This is a genomic window from Nocardia sp. NBC_01499 (assembly GCF_045040275.1).
Lineage (GTDB): Bacteria > Actinomycetota > Actinomycetes > Mycobacteriales > Mycobacteriaceae > Nocardia.
Map to the genome: position 1 here is coordinate 7685826 of NZ_CP109426.1, position 17550 is coordinate 7703375.

Genomic DNA, 17550 nt, shown 5'->3' on the forward strand with positions numbered 1-17550 from the left:
GCGGACATGACCGTGACCTCCGGCGGCAAAGCGATCATGATCATCGGGCTGGCCGTCGTGGCGGTCGTCATGCTGATCATCGTCTCCGGTCGATCCCGACACACCGACCCCAACTGTCTTCCCGACATGCCCCGGGGCGGGACATCTCGTGGGACCGCTCGCGTCGTGATGCCGATGGCGGCAGGCACTTTCGTCCCGAGTTCGCCGTACGGACCCCGGGAAGGAAAGTTCCATCGCGGACAGGATTTTGCTGCCGCGGCGGGCACCCCGATCTACTCGGCCATCGACGGCACGGTGGTGGCGGCCGGGCCTGCCGACGGGTTCGGGAACTGGATCGTCATCGACACCACCGACAGTGATGGCCGGATCGTGTCGACGGTCTACGGGCACATGTCCGCCGCGGGCGTGCTCGTCCACACAGGCGACACCGTGCGCGCAGGCCAACACGTCGCCGATGTCGGCAGCGAGGGCGAATCGTCCGGGCCGCACCTGCATTTCGAAGTCGTGCCCGGGGGACGGCTGTCCGGCGGCACACAGACCGATCCGATGCAGTGGCTCACCGCCCACGGCGCGGGCGGGACCGCGACGGACGCCGCCGTCCTAGTCGCGAACCGCAGCGGGTTGATCGGGCGATCCGGTTACGGCAGCGGGTGCGGCCCTTCGCCGGGCGCCGCGCGACTGAAGGCGGGCTCGGTGCCGGAGGCGTTCGAGCCGTGGATCGCCCGCGCCGCCGCACTGTGCCCTGAGGTGACCGCGCCGTTGCTGGCCGCCCAGCTGCAGCAGGAGTCCGGGTTCAGCGTCGACGCGCACAGCCCGGCAGGCGCGGTCGGGCCCGCTCAGTTCATGCCCGGGACGTGGAACGCGCACGGGGTCGACGGCGATGGCGATGGCCGTAAGGATCCCCGCAGCATCCCCGACGCGGTCATCAGCCAGGGCCGCTACGACTGCGAGCTGGCCGGCACCGCGAAACGCGGCCTGGCAGAAGGCACATTGCGCGGCGACCTCACTGAACTGTGGCTGTCGATGTACAACTGCGGCGCCGACGAGACCCTACGGCAGGGACAGGTCTGCCAGAACGGCGAGACCCGCAACTACGTGCGCGCCATCCCGGCCGCCGCGCGTGAGTTCACAAGCAGTGAATCGGTCAGTTCCTCGGTCGGCGCGGCCATTGTCGCCGAGGCGATGCGCTGGCGCGGACACCCTTACGTGTGGGGCGGCGGTGGGCCGGACGGACCGACCGCAGCCCAAGGCGGAGCGCCCGGATTCGACTGCTCCGGGCTCACCAGCCGCGCGGTGGCCGTCGCCACCGGAGGCCGGATCATCCTGCCGCGCACCAGCCAGGAACAAGTCGACGACCCGCGCGGGACTCCCGTACCGGAATCGGCGATCCAACCAGGAGACCTGGTCTTCCCCGCCGGACCCGCGCCGGGCCACGTCGCCGTCTACGTGGGCGAAGGGACCGTCGTGCACGCCCCGCAAACAGGCGACTTCATCAAGACCGCCCCCATGAGCGTTGTCGGCTCCAACCCGTCAGTCAGGAGATTCGGATGAGCACCGAACACCAGCAGCAACCTCAGCCGGACGACATGTCGGCGCACACCGAACGGGACTACTTCCAGAGCGGCACAACGGAATACGACGCCGAGGCGATCGTAGACCTGCGCCGCCAGCGCCTGCGGCCAAGCCCGGCACAGGGCGCGCCGTCGGAACCCGACAGCGCCGTCGACGATCCCGGCGACGGGATCGGCGACCCGGAGAAGTCAATCTCGGACCCGTACGGGGTCGGGCAACACAACCTGCGGCCCGACACCATTCCCGGAGACGATGGGTACCAGGCCCGTCCGGTCGTGCTCAAAAAGGCCGACGGCGTAGACACCGACCCGGCCGAATGGGGCTGGCGCGGCCGGGTCAACGCGTTCGGGGCCCAGCTGCGTCCGCCTCGCGACGGCAGCGAGGTCGCCTACCGGCGCGCGGTCGAACGGATCCGGCAACCATTGCCGGGCACCCCGGTGATCCTGGTCGCCAACCCCAAGGGCGGCATCGGAGTCACCCCGGTGACGATCGTGCTGTCCAACATCTTCGGCGTGCACCGCGGCGGCAGCGTGGTGGCCTGGGACGCCAACGAATCCCGCGGCACCCTCGCCGCACGCGCCGCGGTGAGCACAGACACCGAGCCAACCGTGGTCGACGTGCTGGCCAACGCGCGAGCGTTGTGCTCCCCGGCCGCCGACGCCTCGAGCCTGGCGCGGTACCTGCGGCTGCAACCGAGCTTGGACGAAGTCTTGGCCTCGGATCACTCCGGCCGCCTCGAGGTGATCGGGCGCAACGAGTGCGCGGCGATCATGGCGGTGCTGAGACGGCACCGGTCCATGGTGGTGATCGACAGCGGCGACAACGACCGAGCAGAACCGTTCTCCTGGTCGGTCGACAACGCCACCCAACTGGTCGTGCCACTGGTATGCCGCCGCGACGCCGCCTATATGGCGCTGAAAATGCTAGACACGATCGTCGCGCACGGCCGCCGGGACCTGGTGACCGGAGCGGTGGTCACCCTCGCCGCGCAGTCCGGGACCGAATCGGCCGCACGCGAGGCGATTGTCGGCGCGCTCGAACACGCGGGCATCACCCGAATCGTGGATGTGCCGCACGACCCGGTGTTGGCCGGAGGCGAGCGCATCGTGTGGTCGCGGCTGACGGCCCCGTCAGTACGGGCGTGGACACAGGTGGCCGCGTCGGTCGCCGACGGGCTCGCCGAAGCGTTGACGCGCATGCCGGCACCGCTGGAAGCGGCCTATTTGCCCGATAGTTACCGGACCCCGAGCAGCCGCGACGTGCAGCGCTGCCGCCGCTGCACCCCCGATGACACGCACATCGGCGCGCGGTGCGGATCAGGCTGTCCGAGCGCGAGCGTCGCGGTCCCCCACCACGGCCAGCCTTACGGCCAACGGCGGTGAACGCCATGAGAACCCAACGGCACCCATCGTCACGCAGAGAGGTCACACCCATGACAACGATCACCCGGTTGCAACGGCTGCGCGCCGCCTGGCGAACGGCGGTAAGCGGCGCCGCAGCATGGCTGATCGTCACGATCAGCGCCGCGACGGCCGACGCGGCGATCCCCAACCCACTCGGCGGCGTCGCCCCCGATTTCGGATTGTTCGGACAGGCCATGGACTCCACCTGGAAACGGCTGGTCGCGTTCATCTGGGCCCTGGTGCTGATCGGCTGCGTCGTTCGAGTGATCGTCGGCGCCTTCAAGGTGCGCCGCGCCAAATCCCGCGGCTACACCAACGACCTGGCCGAAGGCTCAGAAGAGCTACAAGACGCCCTGATTGCCCTCGGTCTCGTCGCGCTGGCCTCACCAATGATCGGCACCGTCCTGTTCGTGGTCGGCGGCTGACCCGGGCCGCACACCGAAGGGAAACCATATGAGCGCCAAAGGATTCGGATCACTCTCGCCCGACGCCGAGCCGCCGTCCACAGCACCAGCACGCCCGGGAACGCCTGGCTCGCGCCGACGCCGGCTCGCGCCACGAGTCTCGATGCGGTGGCTGCTGGCCGCGGGCGCCGCCGGTCTGCTCCTCGTGGTGGCCGCGTTGTCGATGCACGGCTGCAGCGATACCAGTGCGGGCGGCGGGCAAGTCCGCGCGGGGCACGGACCGACCACCGTGACCGCCGGGGTGCCCACCGGCTATACCCGGGACCGGGCAGGCGCGGCCACCGCAGCGGTCAATATCGTGCAGGCGCTGACCCAGGCCGGGCAAGGCCGCGTGAGCGCGACCGCGGTGCGGTCGGCGTTGGCCGCGTCGGATCCCGGACCGGGATTGACGAAATCGATGGACATCGCGTCCGGACGTGAGCACGACAGCAATGTCCTCAACGTGCTGCCGGCGGCGGTCACCGTTGAGTCGCTGAACCCCGACACCGCACAGGTCGCGGTCTGGACCGTCGCGGTGTCACGAGACTCGATCACCCCCCGCGACCCGGTCTCGGTGATGACGCTGTGGTCGAGCACCACCGTGTCGGTGGTCTGGGAACACGGCGACTGGAAAGCCAAAGACCTCGCCACCCGCAGCGGACCGACCCCGGACGAAGTCGTGGCCCCCGGCCCCGGATCACCGCTGACCCTCCCACTGCAGGGCGGCTACTACACCTTCTACGTCGACTAGGGGCCCATGATGCGGAGAGTTCTGATGCTCTTGATCGTCACGGCGCTGTCAGCGCTGACACTGGCCGGCGCTGGCACAGCAGGGGCCGACCCCGAGCCCGGCCAGGTCGCCCCGCAGGGGTCACTGCCGAATGGATTCCCGGCGGACCTGCGCAAGTTCATCGGCAACACCCCCGAATTCAAAGCGGCGTGGTTCACAGGGACGTGCAAGGACCGGGGCGGTGACATCGGCTCCTACATCAACGCCGCGATGGCAAACGAGGACCGCCTCATCTACTGGTCGATGACCGACGAACAGAAGAAGAGCCTGCTCGACATCGGCGCGGTCAGGATGCTTGGCCCCGGCCGGATGGACCCTCGACTGGAAGCCGACGTCGAGGCGGGGCGAGAACCGCCGAATGAGTTGCTGCCCAGAGTATTCCCGTCAGGCGACCCCGCTTACGCGTTGCCGCAGCCGGCATGTGCGGACGACCTGAAGCGATGGGCGAATCCCCAATGGAATACGTGGGGTTTCGTCTGGTCGCCCGCCCCGGACAAACAGTCCTTGACCGAGATGCGCAAGACGAGTGGCGCGGATACGGTGCCCGATAAGGCGTGGACCGCGCCATGCGGCGGCGGTCTTCCCGGAAACTACTGTACCCACGCGTTTTTCGTGAATTGTGACCAGGCGGACGCGCCGAGTGGAGACCAGCGCAACTGCGTCGCATGGAACACTCGGGTGGCGCGCTTGTTCGATGGCACTGCGAACTGGATCGACCAGAACAAATCGCTGTCCGACCGGATCGACGAGACATTGCGCGACGCGGGTGTCTACGCGGCTGGCAACGCGATCGTGAGTGCGTTCAGCTGGGTATTCGGCACCGCGATTCCCAACGTAGTCAAATTCGTTGCCGACCCGCAGTCCGTGATCGACGACTGGGCCAACGCCACCAAATCCTCGGCCGTCGACCTGAGCAGCAAGGTTCTGCGTGGCCTCGTAGCCGTGGGCGTCTTCGACCCCTCCCAAGGATGGTTTCTGCGCTGGTATGCGCTGTCCACCGGCATCGGCATCGCCGTTATGGGTCTGATGACCTTGCTTGCGTTGTGGCGAGCGGCATCCAAGGGTGAAACCGCGAAAACCATCGCCGCTGACCTGTTCGGTTACCTCCCGGCAGGCGTCCTGCTCATGCTGTTCGCACCGTTCCTCGCGCAGCTGATCGTCGGCGCGGCGAACGCCATGTCCGAGAGCATCGTCCACATCTCCGGTCCGGACATGGGCGAAATGGTGACGAACCTGGAACACTTCAGTGGCACGCTCACCGCGCCCGCGCTGCCCGGCGGTGTCGTTGTCGGATTCATCCTGTTCCTGCTGCTCATCGCGGGTTCGCTCGCCGTGTTCTTCGGCCTGTTGATGCACGCGGTCGCCTTGCCCGCCTTGGCGATCGCGTCCGGTATCGGGTTCGGCATGTGGGTCCACCCGAAATGGCGCACCAAGGCTCTGCGCCCAGTGCTGCTGTTCATCGGCCTCGTGGCCTCCAAACCCCTGCTGTTCCTGCTGCTGGCGGTGGAAACCTCCGTGGTCAACGCCGCATTGACCGGCCAGCCCGCCGGGCAGGGCGCCCTCGGCACGCTCGGGCAACTGTGCCTGGTCGTTGTCGCCTTCATCGTCGTCGGTCTCGCCCCGTGGTCACTGTTGCGATACGCGCCTCTGCTGCCTTCGCGCAGTGATGCCAACGGATTCGGCGGGCATTCCAGCTCCCTGCTCGCTGGCGCCATGGGCGGAGTCGGCGCGAATGCCCTGTCGCGACGACGGTCTCAGCACGGCTCCTCGACATCGGACAGCGACACGGCGAAGGGGTCGACGGGACAGAAGGACCGGGGAGGCGGCACCGACGGCGGTGATCCGAGCTGGCGGACCGCCGACCGGGATGACGGCCGGAGCCCGACCGAGGCACATCTGGGCGCCACGATGGGCAGCCGCCGAAACGACGCGACCTCCCACACGAAAACCGGTGATCGTCACAGCAGCAGCGGCGGCATCGGAAGCAAGCTCGCGTCCGGACTCGGCAGCAGCCTCGGCAAGGGCGCGGCGATCGTCGGCACTGCGGGGGCGGTGGCGATTCCCGTCGCGGCGGCCGGAGCAGCCGCAGCTCTGGAGAAGGGCCGTGCCGCCGCCGAAGCCGCACCCGGGGAGGCCGAGGAATGACCGACCAGCAACGCACCTACATGCTCGGCGGCGAGATCGCTCGCCGCTCCTGGCTCGGACTGTCACAGCCCGTGCTGGCCACTTGGGGATGCTCGATCATCGCCGCGATCGCGCTGTATGTGATCGGCGGTGGAGCGACCTGGTCGATCGTCGTCGTCGCGGTCGGGCTGGCCGCGGTGTTCGCCGCGACCATGGAATTCGGAGGTAAACGATCCTGGGCATCGCGGTGGCTGCACGAGCTGCGGACCTGGACGCGTCGCCGCCGCGGCGAACACGTCTACCGCAATCCCGCCGACCCTGCCTACGGTCGGCCCAGCCGCGACCCTGGCTGGGCGGTGCCGCCGCCGTTGGCGAACACCAGCCCGTTGGATGTGGCCGGAACCGGCCTGGACGAGATGTTCATCCTGCGCACGGCGAACCCAGGGGAGCGGACCTTCTTCACCGTGATGCTGGCCGTGGAAGGTGTGGCAGGCGGACTGCGCGGCGATGCCGCCTATGCGGCGACTTCGGCGGCGTTCGGCAGCTTCCAGGCACAGCTGGCCCGACCGGGCAGCTTCATCCGAGGGATGCAACTGGTCCACCGGTCGGTGCCACTGGACATGACCCCACACCAACGGTGGGCCGAAGAGCAGGTCGGCAGGCTCGGCGACCGCCGGTTGCTGCCCGCGGTCGAGTCCTACGGCGCCCTCATCGACGTGCTCACCCCGCTCGCCGAAGAGCATCGAGTCTTCGTCGTGCTGCGCATCCCGCAAACCGACGAGTTCATGGCCGCCACCGCACGGGCGGCGCGAGCGAAGAACGCGCCGATCGAAGGCGGCATCGCCGCGGTCATCCGCGACGAGGTCGAACGCACCGCACGCCTGCTGGCGTTATCCGGGATGGGCCGCGTCGAGGTCTACGGACGTAAACGCGCCTGCGCGGTGCTGCGCGGCTGTATCGATCCCGACTACCGGCTGGGTCGGCACGCCGACTCCGAATGGGACACATGCTGGCCCAGCTACATCGGGGGAAACGACTGCGTGGCGATCGGCGCCGCGGGCGCCTGGCGCACCCGCGTCGGGTTGATCCCGCCGAGCGCCATCGAACCGGTCCCACTCGGCCCGCTGTGGCTCTCACCGCTGTTGACCGGTGTGGACGCCGATCCTGGCGACGACGAAACGCCACCGATGCCGACCATTCGCACGGTGTCGGTGCGCATCGACTTCGTCGCCTCGCACAAGGCCCGTGCCGCGGCCAAAGGCGACTTCACCGCCGATGAAGCCCGAAAACAGAAGGAGCGCGCCAAAGGCAAGATCAGCGACGGCTCCGCCGAAGTGCTCGCCTCCGCATCCGACCGCCGTCGGCAGGACTTGATGCCCGGGTCTGGGCACCACGGCGCGGTCTACGCCATCACGGTCGCGGTGACCGGCCGCGACGCCGACGACCTCGACCGAGCCTGCCTGCGCGTCACCGAAGCCGCAACAGAGTCCGCCCTCGCCGAAATCCGTTGGTGTTCAGGCGATCACGACGTCGCTCTGTTTTCCGCGCTGCCCCTCGGGCGCGGCCTGGCCGAAACGAGGCACACCCGATGACCCGCAAACGGAACCGTGTCAAGCACTCCGACAAGACCAGTGGCGAGCCGAGATTCAGCCGAAGAGTTCCGTGGTGCGCACGCCGGGCTCACAGGGCCAGCGCGGTGGCCGAGGACGTTGAGCAGTATCGGCGTGGGGTGCCGAAGCGGCGTCGGATGCTCGACAGGTACGGCTGGTACGAGCACCGCCCGGAAGGGGCGTGGACCACGACCCGCCAAGCCGAGGCGCTCAACTTGGCCACCAGCCGCCGCTCTTCGCGGCACGAAGGCGTGGTCGCCGGACTGAACATCGTCTCCGGCGAACTCGAGATCCTCGACCCGTTCGCCCTCTACGGCGACGCGATCTCCGGCATCAACGTCTGCGTCATCGGCGATATCGGCCAGGGAAAATCCGCGCTGATCAAAACCGCGTTTGGGCTACGCCAACTCGTCGCCGACCGGCAAGTCGTCGTCCTGGACAAGAAACCGCAATCCGGGTGCGGCGAGTACACACCGATCGCCCGAACGCTCGGGGCGGCGTCGATCCGGTTCCGAGCCGGCGGTGGCGGAGCATGCGTCAACCTGCTCGACCCGGCGATCAGCACCGGCGGCGAACACACTGGTGGACTGTCGGGCATCGTGCCTGCTGGCCAAGAAGCGCTCGTGCTGGCGGTGCTGGCCGACAGTATGGGACGCGAACTCGACGAACGAGAGAAATCCGCTGTCGGGCTCGCGCTCGAGCTCGTCAACGCCGACGCTCGCAACCAGGGGCGCGCCCCGGTGATCCGTGACCTGGCGATGCGACTGCTCGATCCGCGCACAGACGATTTCGACACCGTCGGCGGTCGATGGGCCGAGCGCGGTCTCGAATGGGGCCTCGAGCCGGGCCTGGCCCTGCTGCGGCTGGCCGACCGAGACCTCAAAGGACTGGTCGATGCCGAAACCAGCCAGGAAATCCGCGACAGCCTCGATACCCACCCCCTGGTCCATTTCGACCTGTCCGCCCTGCCGACCGACGGGCCCGCACTGCGGGTTGTCATGACCGTGATCAACACCTGGCTGGCTAACCGGCTCGCCGCCCGCTCCTCGCGCTTCGCCCAAACGATTCTCGTGGTCGAAGAAGGCTGGCACGTCGCCCAAGGCAGCACCGGCGAAGTGTTCCAGACGAATATGAAACTCTCACGCGGGTTGGGTCTGTGCACGGTGTCGGCGTTCCACCACATCAGCGATCTGCCGGTCGACTCACCGGCGAGGGCATTGATGCAGGAAGCCTCGATCGTCGTGCTCATGGGGCAAGGCCGCGAAGACGACGTTCGCGAAACCTGCCGCATGTACCGGCTCCCACCGGGCACCGAGGAAACCCTGATGCGCCTGGGCCGCGGCCAAGCCCTGGTCAAGATCGGGCGCCGCGACCCATTTCTCTTGCAGCACATCCGATCCCCGCTGGAGGCCGAACTCACCGACACCGACCGCGCTGTGAAGGGGGTTTCCGCAGCATGAGCGCCCAACGACCGCTGCCCAATCCCATCCGCATGGAACCGGTCCTTCCGGCCGGGGTCGTGCTGGGCCTGCACATCGTCTGCGGCGGATTCGTCGCCGTGTTCGGCGGCGGGGCCCTGTCCGCGTTGCTGTGTCTGCGCGGCCCTGCCGCTCCCGGCTGGCATGGGCTCACCCCCACGCTGGCTCGGCTGACCGAACACTGGAGTGATCCCGCCGCCGCGTGGCCAGCCGACCCGCGACCCGGCCCCGCCTGGCTGACCTGGACCTGCATGATCCTCGTCGCCATCGCCTGGTGCAGCGCGGTGGCGATCGTCGGCGCCGAAATCGACTCCCGCCGCCGTCACCGCCGTCGCCGTGTCGGGCTGGCAACCCGTGGTGACCTGCGCCGAATCGGACTCGACCCGCACACGGCCGCCCGCAAATCCGCCGCCGAATTTCCCGAACAAGCACGACGCGAGCCGCGGCGTCATCGATGGAGGTGGCGGTGATGAACCTCTGGAATCGACTCCGTCGACCGCCGGCAGCGCCGGACCGGCTGACCGTGCGGGTCGGGGTCCTGGCCACCGACCCCCGATCGTGGGTATGCCTGTCACCTCGCGACGGCGTCATCGTCTACGGCCCCACCGGATCCGGCAAGACCTGGCGGCTGGCGTATCAGCGTGTGTGTGACGCACCCGGATTCGTCGCCGCTACCTCGACCAAAACCGATCTGATGGCGTCGACGTTCCTCGACCGCGCCGCACAGGGCCGCATCGCGGTGTTCGACCCCGAAGACCTCTCGGGATGGCCCGGGAAAATCCGATGGTCACTGCTGTCCGGCTGCGCGGACCCCGACGTCGCGATCCGCCGCGCCGAAGCGCTCACCAAAGCGATGCCGCTGGAAGGCACCAAGAACGGCGGCTACTTCGAATCCAAAGCCGCCACCCTGCTGCGCTGCTACCTGCACGCCGCCGCCCTCGAGGACCGATCGATCCGCGACGTTCGCGTCTGGGTGCCCAGCCGCACCAACCGCACCGCCGTCCACATCCTCGGCGCCCACCTACCCGACTGGGCCGCCGAACTCGACCAGATCCTGGGCTCCAGCTCCGAATCCAGCGATGACGTACTAGCCGCCGCCGCACGCCTGCTCGAACCCCTCGCCTCACCGAAGATGCTCGCCGCGGTGGACGTTCCCGGCGCGGAGTCCTTCGATGTCGAGCCGTTCGTCCTGGACACCACGCACGCTAACACCCTCTACCTGCTGTCCAAAGGCACGTCGCAGAGCATGGCCCCGTTTGTCGCCGCCCTGGCCGCCGAGGTCCACCACGTCGCCGACCGCGCCTCACAGAAACGGCCCGGCAAACGGCTCGACCCGCCTGTGCGGCTGGTGCTCGACGAAGTCAACAACGTCGCGCCCATCCCGGAACTGCCCAGCATCATGACCGACAGCGGCGGCAAAGGCATCACCGTCTGGGCGTTCGCGCACAACCAATCCCAGAACGAACTGCGATGGGGCCAGATCGGCGGCCGCATGCTCGGCCAATCACCACCGGCCATGCTGCTGCTGCCCGGATTGCGCGGCGACGAACTCGAAGCCGTCTCCAGGCTGCTGGGGCAACGCAAACAATGGGAAGCCAGCCTGTCGCGGTCCATGGGTCGCAGCTACTCCCAACGCGACGAACCGGTCTTGCGCGCCGACGAAATACGCGAACTGGACCAAGACCAAGGGCTGCTGATCTACCGCCACGCACCCGCCGCCGTGCTGCGACTGCCCAGCGTATGGGACGACCCCCACACCCAACGCCAGGTCCGGGCCGCGCTGGAGACCTTCGAAACCATCGTCGCCACAGGCGAAGTCCCACCACACCTGCGCCACGACGCACCGGAAGTGAGGCGGGGATGACCATCGAACCGTACGCACCGCAGGACACGACGCTCGACCGACCGCATCGGAGCACGGGTCGCGACGGCGCCTGCCGGTTCAGCTGGGCCGACCTAGACACCGACACCGCCGCCCAACTGTGGCGCGAACTCGCCGACTGGGTCGACTGGCTGCGGCATCGCTACCAACTCGGCAGCCGGGTCCCCACCTGCTGGTACCGGCACGGCAGCGCCGTGGAAACGCTCACCGCGCTCATGGCCGCACACCACGCCGCCTATCTACCCGGACCCGACCAACACGACACACCCCGAGAAGACCTCATCGCCTGGCACCAGCAATGGCTCTGGCCAGCAGTCGAACAACTCACCCGCACCAGCGACTTCTCCGGCTGCGGGCCGGGGCGCTGCGGCTACCGCACTCAACCCCAACTCACAGATCCCGGATTCGACGACTTCGTCCACAACGATCTCGCCGACCGACCCGAACCCGCGCTGCACCACGCGGCGCCGGAGGAGACCACGAGAGCGGAACTTGTCGGCGACGAGGACATGGCCGAACTGATCGCAACCCAATCCGCGCAATCGATCCAAGTAGCCGGACGCACCGTCGCGGTCCACTACGACGGCCGCGTGTGGGTGTACTCGCGGATCGCCGACGGCTGGATCCCCGAACGCGGCAGCAGGCGCGGGCCATGACCACGAACCGACCACATCCCGACAATCGCGAAAGGCGGTGACAGCCAATGTATGTCATCAACGGACAGCTCATCGACGGTGACCCGGGCAACGCCCAAGCGGTGCTCGCTACAGCACACATGACCGGAACCCGGCCACGCTGCACGTGCCAAGACGGCGACGGCGCCGACATGTACATCGCCAAGGTCAGCGGCCGATACCTGATCAAACGAATGCCCGGCACCGGATCGACCCACGACCCGATGTGCGCCTCCTACGCACCGCCACCGGAAGTGTCGGGACTGGCACACCTACTGGGAAAGGCGGTGAAAGAGCAACCCGAAGCCACCCGGATCACCCTCGGATTCCCTCTGACCCACCACGGACTCCGCGTCGCCACCACAGCCGCGGCCACCGAGACCGATGACAGCGCCAGCGACTTCACCAAGCTGACGTTGCGCGGTCTGCTGCACCTGCTGTGGGACGACGCCGGATTCACCCGATGGACACCAGGAATGCTCGGCAAACGCAACTGGGCCACAATCCGCAAGTATTTACTCTCCGCCGCGGAAGACAAGACGACCAACCGGACACCGCTGGTGAATCGGCTCTGGATACCCGAAACGTTCAACTCCGAGCGTAAGGCCGAGATCATCGCCCGGCGCACAGTTGCCATGTCATGCCTCACCGGCAACGGATCTCGCCGACGGCTCATGATCGCCGTTGGCGAGATCAAACGCATCACCCCGACCACAACCGGTGCCGCGCTGCTGTTCAAGCACGTACCAGACCTCCCGCTGCATCTTACGCACGAGACAAACGCGCGGATGATCGCGACGTTCGGCACCGAACTCTCGCTGCGAGCCGACAATCCCGACACGCATCTGATCGGAATCCTCACCTTCGGTGAATCAAACAAGGGCACCGCCGATGTCGACCAAATCGCGGTCATGACGGTGACGCAGCACTGGATCCCCATCACCACACCAACCGAAAAGCACCTCGTCGACCGACTCACCGACGATCAACGACGGTTCGTGAAATCGCTTCGATACAACCTGGGCCCGGACACCCCCATGGCGGCGCTCACCCTCATCGACACCTCGCCGGCCACGGCGTGCTACATCATCGGCCCCGACGACAGCGACCGGCAGCGCAGTGGCTTCGACTCACTCATTTCGACATCGCAGCTGGACTCATGGATCTTCGACACCGCCAGCGAAACAACACCACCAGCGTCGGCATGGCGTGATCGCCGATCTCACGACGAACCCGGCCAGCCCACCCTCGACATTGAACTCCCAGACCTGCCTGAAGGGAGTCACGGCGATGAGTGAGTTCGATTTCTGGCGCGACGTCATCGGCGACGACCTTGTGGTCGACGGCGTGGTCTACTCCGCGACCGAATGGGAGAGCGACAGCGAAGGCGGCGTCCAACGGATCGCCGACCGGGTTCGACGGGACCTCGACGAGCGATTCGACCCGGAGATGCGAGCGCACGCCAATCTGTGGGACGTGCTCGACTCGCCGTTCTCGGTCACCTTCGTCGCATCGGCGCCCGACGCCGAGAACCGGATCATTCAGATCACGTCCCACCACGGATGGACGGCACTCGAGCTGGAAACGCAAGCAGGCCGACGGCCCGAAATCGACTCGACCGGAATCAGTCCGCACGAACCGACAGACCTACGAGTCGTTGGCGAATATCGAATCCAGAGCGAATCGCTCGCGCGGCTGCTGGAGTACCTGGCCGCTGAACCGGTACTCCACGACGACAGTTCCTTGACCGACCGGACAACCGGACGACCGCCCGTCCTCGTGCCGGAGAAGGAACGAACGATCCTGCAACAACACCAAAGCCGGATCAACACCGTTCGTGATGCAGTACGCATCGCCCGCAGTCCGGCAGCGCTTGCGGCGGTACGGGAACAGGTCGCTGCAGAACTGCAGCGCCACGAGGCGTCCGCACCGGACCTGCACGGCGGTGCATCCGATAGCGACATCGCCCTCTACGACATCACCCGAGACGGATACCGGACCTTAATGGCGTCGCTGGACGAGCGCATGCACCGGCGATCCGACGCCCAGGTACTGCCGACAACGCACAAAGCACGTACCGCTGCGGTGAGCGAGCAAAACAGGGTGCTCGTCACGCATGAAATGGAGATGGCACACCAGGAGTGCGAAGCAGCAGACGTCCTAGGGGAAGGACATGAGACAGCCAAGCGTCGGCTCGACCGTGCAGCACTCGCGGTCACGGCACTGGAACGCGGCGGAGGCGACGCCGACGTAACTGCGGGCCAGCGGATTCTGTGGCTCAACGCGTTCGCTGCCGACGGAGGCGACGAGCCCATTGGCATACTCCCTGGCCGTATCCTCGGCGAAGCGGAACTGCAGGATCGGTCGAGCGGCCCAACCGATCGCCGATACACGGCCCTTGTCGAGGGACCATTGGGCGAGGCGAAACTCGAGCTACACGAATTCGACATCATCGTCCTGCCAGACGATCTCGCCTACACAACCAACCTCGACCAGCCCAGCGGAGCGGTTCCGGAGCTGGCCCCGGAACCTCAGCAGCCCGACGCGACGCACGGCGCGCATCGCGAGCGGCTACGTGAGCGCTTCGATCCGCAGCACCAGGCGTACGTCGAACTGGAAAAGTTGCGCGACCGAGGGGTGAACGTCATGTTCGCCGCTGCGACCGAGACACAGCCGTACCGCGTCGTGCAGATCACCTTCACCGAACTCCATGACTTCGCCGCCCGAGAACTGGCCGCAGATCCCGAGTGGTTGCCCGCGCTATCAGCACCCGCGCCCATGTATCTCGACGGCGTGCCCTTGCGTCCGATCGGCAACTACCGCTTGGACGACACGGAACATCTGGCAGCGGTGATAGGCCAACTCAAAAGAGGACCAACACTCAACGGCAAGGCGCCGACCCGCCGCGAGCCCGTCTTGGTGCCGGCGGTGCATGAAGCGACTCTTCTCGAGTTCCTGACCGATCTGGACAACCACCTCGGTCGAGTTCAGGAAAAGGGCACTTTGGACGCACTACTTGCAGCTCATCAGGCCGTGAGCAGCGAAATGGGCGTCATGCGACTCGGGGATACGCACCCGGAGATTTACTGGGAGTGCGAGATGCTGCAGGCCGAGCTCGACGGGAGGATCGGGCGGGTCCTGAACGGTCTCGAGCCTTTGGATGAAAAGGCGACGGGATACGTCGATCCCGACCCGTGGAGCCACTATCTGGATTCACCGAGTACCGGCCTCGTCGATTTCGCCGACACCAGATTGGCACAGATCGCCGATCAGATCGAGACCGCCGTCCGACAGCGGTTCGACCCGGCATACCCGCAGTGGAAAGCACTCCACGACGCCGAAACCCGCGGAGTCTATGTCGAATTCGCCGCACCGGCGGACGGCAACCCCGGACGACGCGTCTCGATCCGCTACAACAGCGATGCCGGGCAGTGGCAAGCCCGCGAATATCGTCACGAACACCACGAGGACCACGACCTCACCGCGTACGTCGGTGACTACCTGGTCGACTCCGGAGTGCACCCGTGGCTCGGCGAGTTCCTCGATGGGCTGGAAAGCAGGCCCGTCCTCATCCACGCCCAGACAGGAGAAGCGATTCCGCGTCCAGCGGTTCACCCTCCCGACACGGCACGAGCACAGTTGTGGACATACGTAACCGACGTCGCCGAGCTCGCCGCCGGGCTGGACATAGCACGGGAAACAGCAGGTTATCGTGCCGCGCACCAAGAACTCGCCGGCGCGATCAACGAAGCCGGGCACAGCACCGAGTGGACGCACGCCGCCCAACAATTGCTGGACGAATTCGGCGGCCGGACCGCGACTTCCGATGCCGTCCGCGAATCGTCGGCTCGCGCAACCGAAAGCATCAGCGACTGGCTGAGGCCACCCAACCCGACCGATCACGGGGTCAGAGCCTTGGACGGCTCCAGTGATCGGGCGCGAGGCGGTGATCACGCCCAAGACAGCTCAGCACAGCGCGCCGAAGCGAAAAACCCTGACTCCACCACGTCGTGGGCGCAACGCATACGCAGCGGCCTGTCGAAACCCCCAGCGGCGCACCCGCGCCGCCGCATCTGAACTCCGCGTAACCCGCAGCAAAGGAGGCACGCGATGACAACACCGTTCACAACCAGGATCGCAGCGCACTGCGCTGGCGAGTGGCAGGAGCAAGGGCCGTGGCTGATCCGCTGATCGACCGCGACATCGACGCCGTCTCCGCCGTTGCCGCGCTAGTGAACTCCGGTGATCTGCGTCGCGCCAAACAGCAGGTACGCGAACTGGCCAAGACAATCGACGCTGAGCGGCTCGGCATGATTTGGCAGTGTGTCTCGATCTGGGAGCGCCACCCGTACGAGGAGGCCAAAGCCGAGATGAGACAGCTGTGGCACAACAACCCGGCACAGCGCGCCCTCATCGAAAAGCTGGTACCGCCAACCGATCCCCACGTGCACGAGGCATCAGGCAACCCGCTGCCCGCACGACCGGCCGGAGGACGGCACATCCGAGCGAGCGCAACGAGCAACGGCAGCGATTCCCACCGCCCACCCCGCGACGCCCGCCGTGAGGTGGACCCGGCGCTGCGGACCGGCCCGAGCCGGCCGTCCAACCGCGAGGAACACGCCGTCGTCGACGCCTACTTCGGCGACACCGCCGCCGACCAGCAGACGCGCGCCGCGGAATTCCGTCGCCGCAAGCGCGCGGGTGACGACACGATCGACGACACCGAAGTGGTAAACGAGTTGCCGGATGGGCGGGCAGGTGTCGACGACAACAAGCCGTACGCTCGCGACAGTCGAAAACCCTTCGCATCACTGGATATTCAGCACGACAGCGACTACGACGACGACCGCTATAAAGAGGTCGAGGACTACGACCGAGACCAGGACAAAGAAGACGCCGCGCCAACCCTGCGCGGACTGCCGTGCGTGAGCTGCCGCCTCGAACGCGCGGCACTCGACAGCAGCACCTCGCCCTACGGGCTGCCCTACAACGAACGCATCCGATCCGGACGCGGCGACGACGGACTGTGCAACCCGTGCCGGATCGACGGCATGACCGGAATCCGGGAACTTCCACTGGAACACAGCAGGATCGACGCTATCCACGCTCGATGCGAATTCATCGCCGAACACAGCGGTCCGGCCGCGCGCAGCGTCCTTCGGCAGGAATGGCGCCTTTGCAGAGACATCGGTGACGTCGGATACCGCGCCATCGAAACCTGGGTCCGCGACCACCCCGAACTACCGCAGACACCAACACAGCCGAAGCCGCGCAGCACATCGACCGCTAGCACCGAGTCCGTCAACGTCGGCAACGGATGGTGCGAGGACTGCAGTGAGTTCCGCCAAGTGACCGACGGACACTGCCTCGACTGCCGTCCCGCCTCGACTGCGCCACCCAGCAGGCTGCTCAAAACAGGGGAGGTACGCAACCGAAGCGAACGCGTCGAGCGCACACGGCAACCCGCCGCGGTCATCACTTCAGAACAACGGCGCCAACGACTTTGGCGAACCCAATCCGCGGCCCGGCAGACCGGCCAGCGCCGCTACCTGTAAGTCGTACCCGACTCATCCA

The 17550-nt window shown here is 67.0% G+C and carries 13 protein-coding genes; all 13 read left to right on the top strand.

Features of this window, described 5'->3' with window-relative positions:
• Positions 1-6: 6 nt before the first annotated feature.
• Positions 7-1551: a peptidoglycan DD-metalloendopeptidase family protein gene (locus tag OG203_RS35215; protein ID WP_405161521.1), complete on the top strand. Its 1545-nt coding sequence runs from the start codon at positions 7-9 to the stop codon at positions 1549-1551.
• Complete coding sequence (locus OG203_RS35220) at positions 1548-2954, top strand: MinD/ParA family protein (protein WP_405161522.1); 1407 nt, start codon at positions 1548-1550, stop codon at positions 2952-2954. The genes OG203_RS35215 and OG203_RS35220 overlap by 4 nt, the downstream gene beginning before the upstream one ends.
• Before the next feature lie 50 nt (positions 2955-3004).
• Complete coding sequence (locus OG203_RS35225; protein ID WP_405161523.1) at positions 3005-3400, top strand: hypothetical protein; 396 nt, start codon at positions 3005-3007, stop codon at positions 3398-3400.
• A gap of 142 nt (positions 3401-3542) precedes the next feature.
• Complete coding sequence (locus tag OG203_RS35230; RefSeq protein ID WP_405161524.1) at positions 3543-4169, top strand: hypothetical protein; 627 nt, start codon at positions 3543-3545, stop codon at positions 4167-4169.
• 24 nt (positions 4170-4193) lie between these two features.
• Entirely contained in the window at positions 4194-6353 is a 2160-nt protein-coding gene (locus tag OG203_RS35235) for a hypothetical protein (RefSeq protein ID WP_405161525.1), read from the top strand.
• A complete protein-coding gene (locus tag OG203_RS35240) occupies positions 6350-7924 on the top strand; it encodes an SCO6880 family protein (protein WP_405161526.1) in 1575 nt (524 codons plus the stop codon). The genes OG203_RS35235 and OG203_RS35240 overlap by 4 nt, the downstream gene beginning before the upstream one ends.
• Before the next feature lie 104 nt (positions 7925-8028).
• Positions 8029-9402 (top strand): ATP/GTP-binding protein, encoded by a 1374-nt coding sequence (locus OG203_RS35245; protein WP_405161527.1) that lies wholly within the window; start codon positions 8029-8031, stop codon positions 9400-9402.
• Positions 9399-9890: a hypothetical protein gene (locus OG203_RS35250; RefSeq protein ID WP_405161528.1), complete on the top strand. Its 492-nt coding sequence runs from the start codon at positions 9399-9401 to the stop codon at positions 9888-9890. Before OG203_RS35245 ends, OG203_RS35250 begins: the two co-directional genes overlap by 4 nt.
• Positions 9890-11284, top strand: coding sequence for a type IV secretory system conjugative DNA transfer family protein (locus OG203_RS35255; protein WP_405161529.1), 1395 nt, complete (start codon positions 9890-9892; stop codon positions 11282-11284). The genes OG203_RS35250 and OG203_RS35255 overlap by 1 nt, the downstream gene beginning before the upstream one ends.
• A complete protein-coding gene (locus OG203_RS35260; protein WP_405161530.1) occupies positions 11281-11958 on the top strand; it encodes a hypothetical protein in 678 nt (225 codons plus the stop codon). Before OG203_RS35255 ends, OG203_RS35260 begins: the two co-directional genes overlap by 4 nt.
• 47 nt (positions 11959-12005) lie before the next feature.
• Positions 12006-13274 carry a DUF1173 family protein gene (locus OG203_RS35265; RefSeq protein ID WP_405161531.1) on the top strand — a complete coding sequence of 423 codons (1269 nt, stop codon included), beginning with the start codon at positions 12006-12008 and terminating at the stop codon, positions 13272-13274.
• Positions 13267-16053: a hypothetical protein gene (locus OG203_RS35270; RefSeq protein ID WP_405161532.1), complete on the top strand. Its 2787-nt coding sequence runs from the start codon at positions 13267-13269 to the stop codon at positions 16051-16053. The genes OG203_RS35265 and OG203_RS35270 overlap by 8 nt, the downstream gene beginning before the upstream one ends.
• 98 nt (positions 16054-16151) lie before the next feature.
• Positions 16152-17531: a hypothetical protein gene (locus OG203_RS35275; RefSeq protein WP_405161533.1), complete on the top strand. Its 1380-nt coding sequence runs from the start codon at positions 16152-16154 to the stop codon at positions 17529-17531.
• Positions 17532-17550 lie beyond the last annotated feature (19 nt).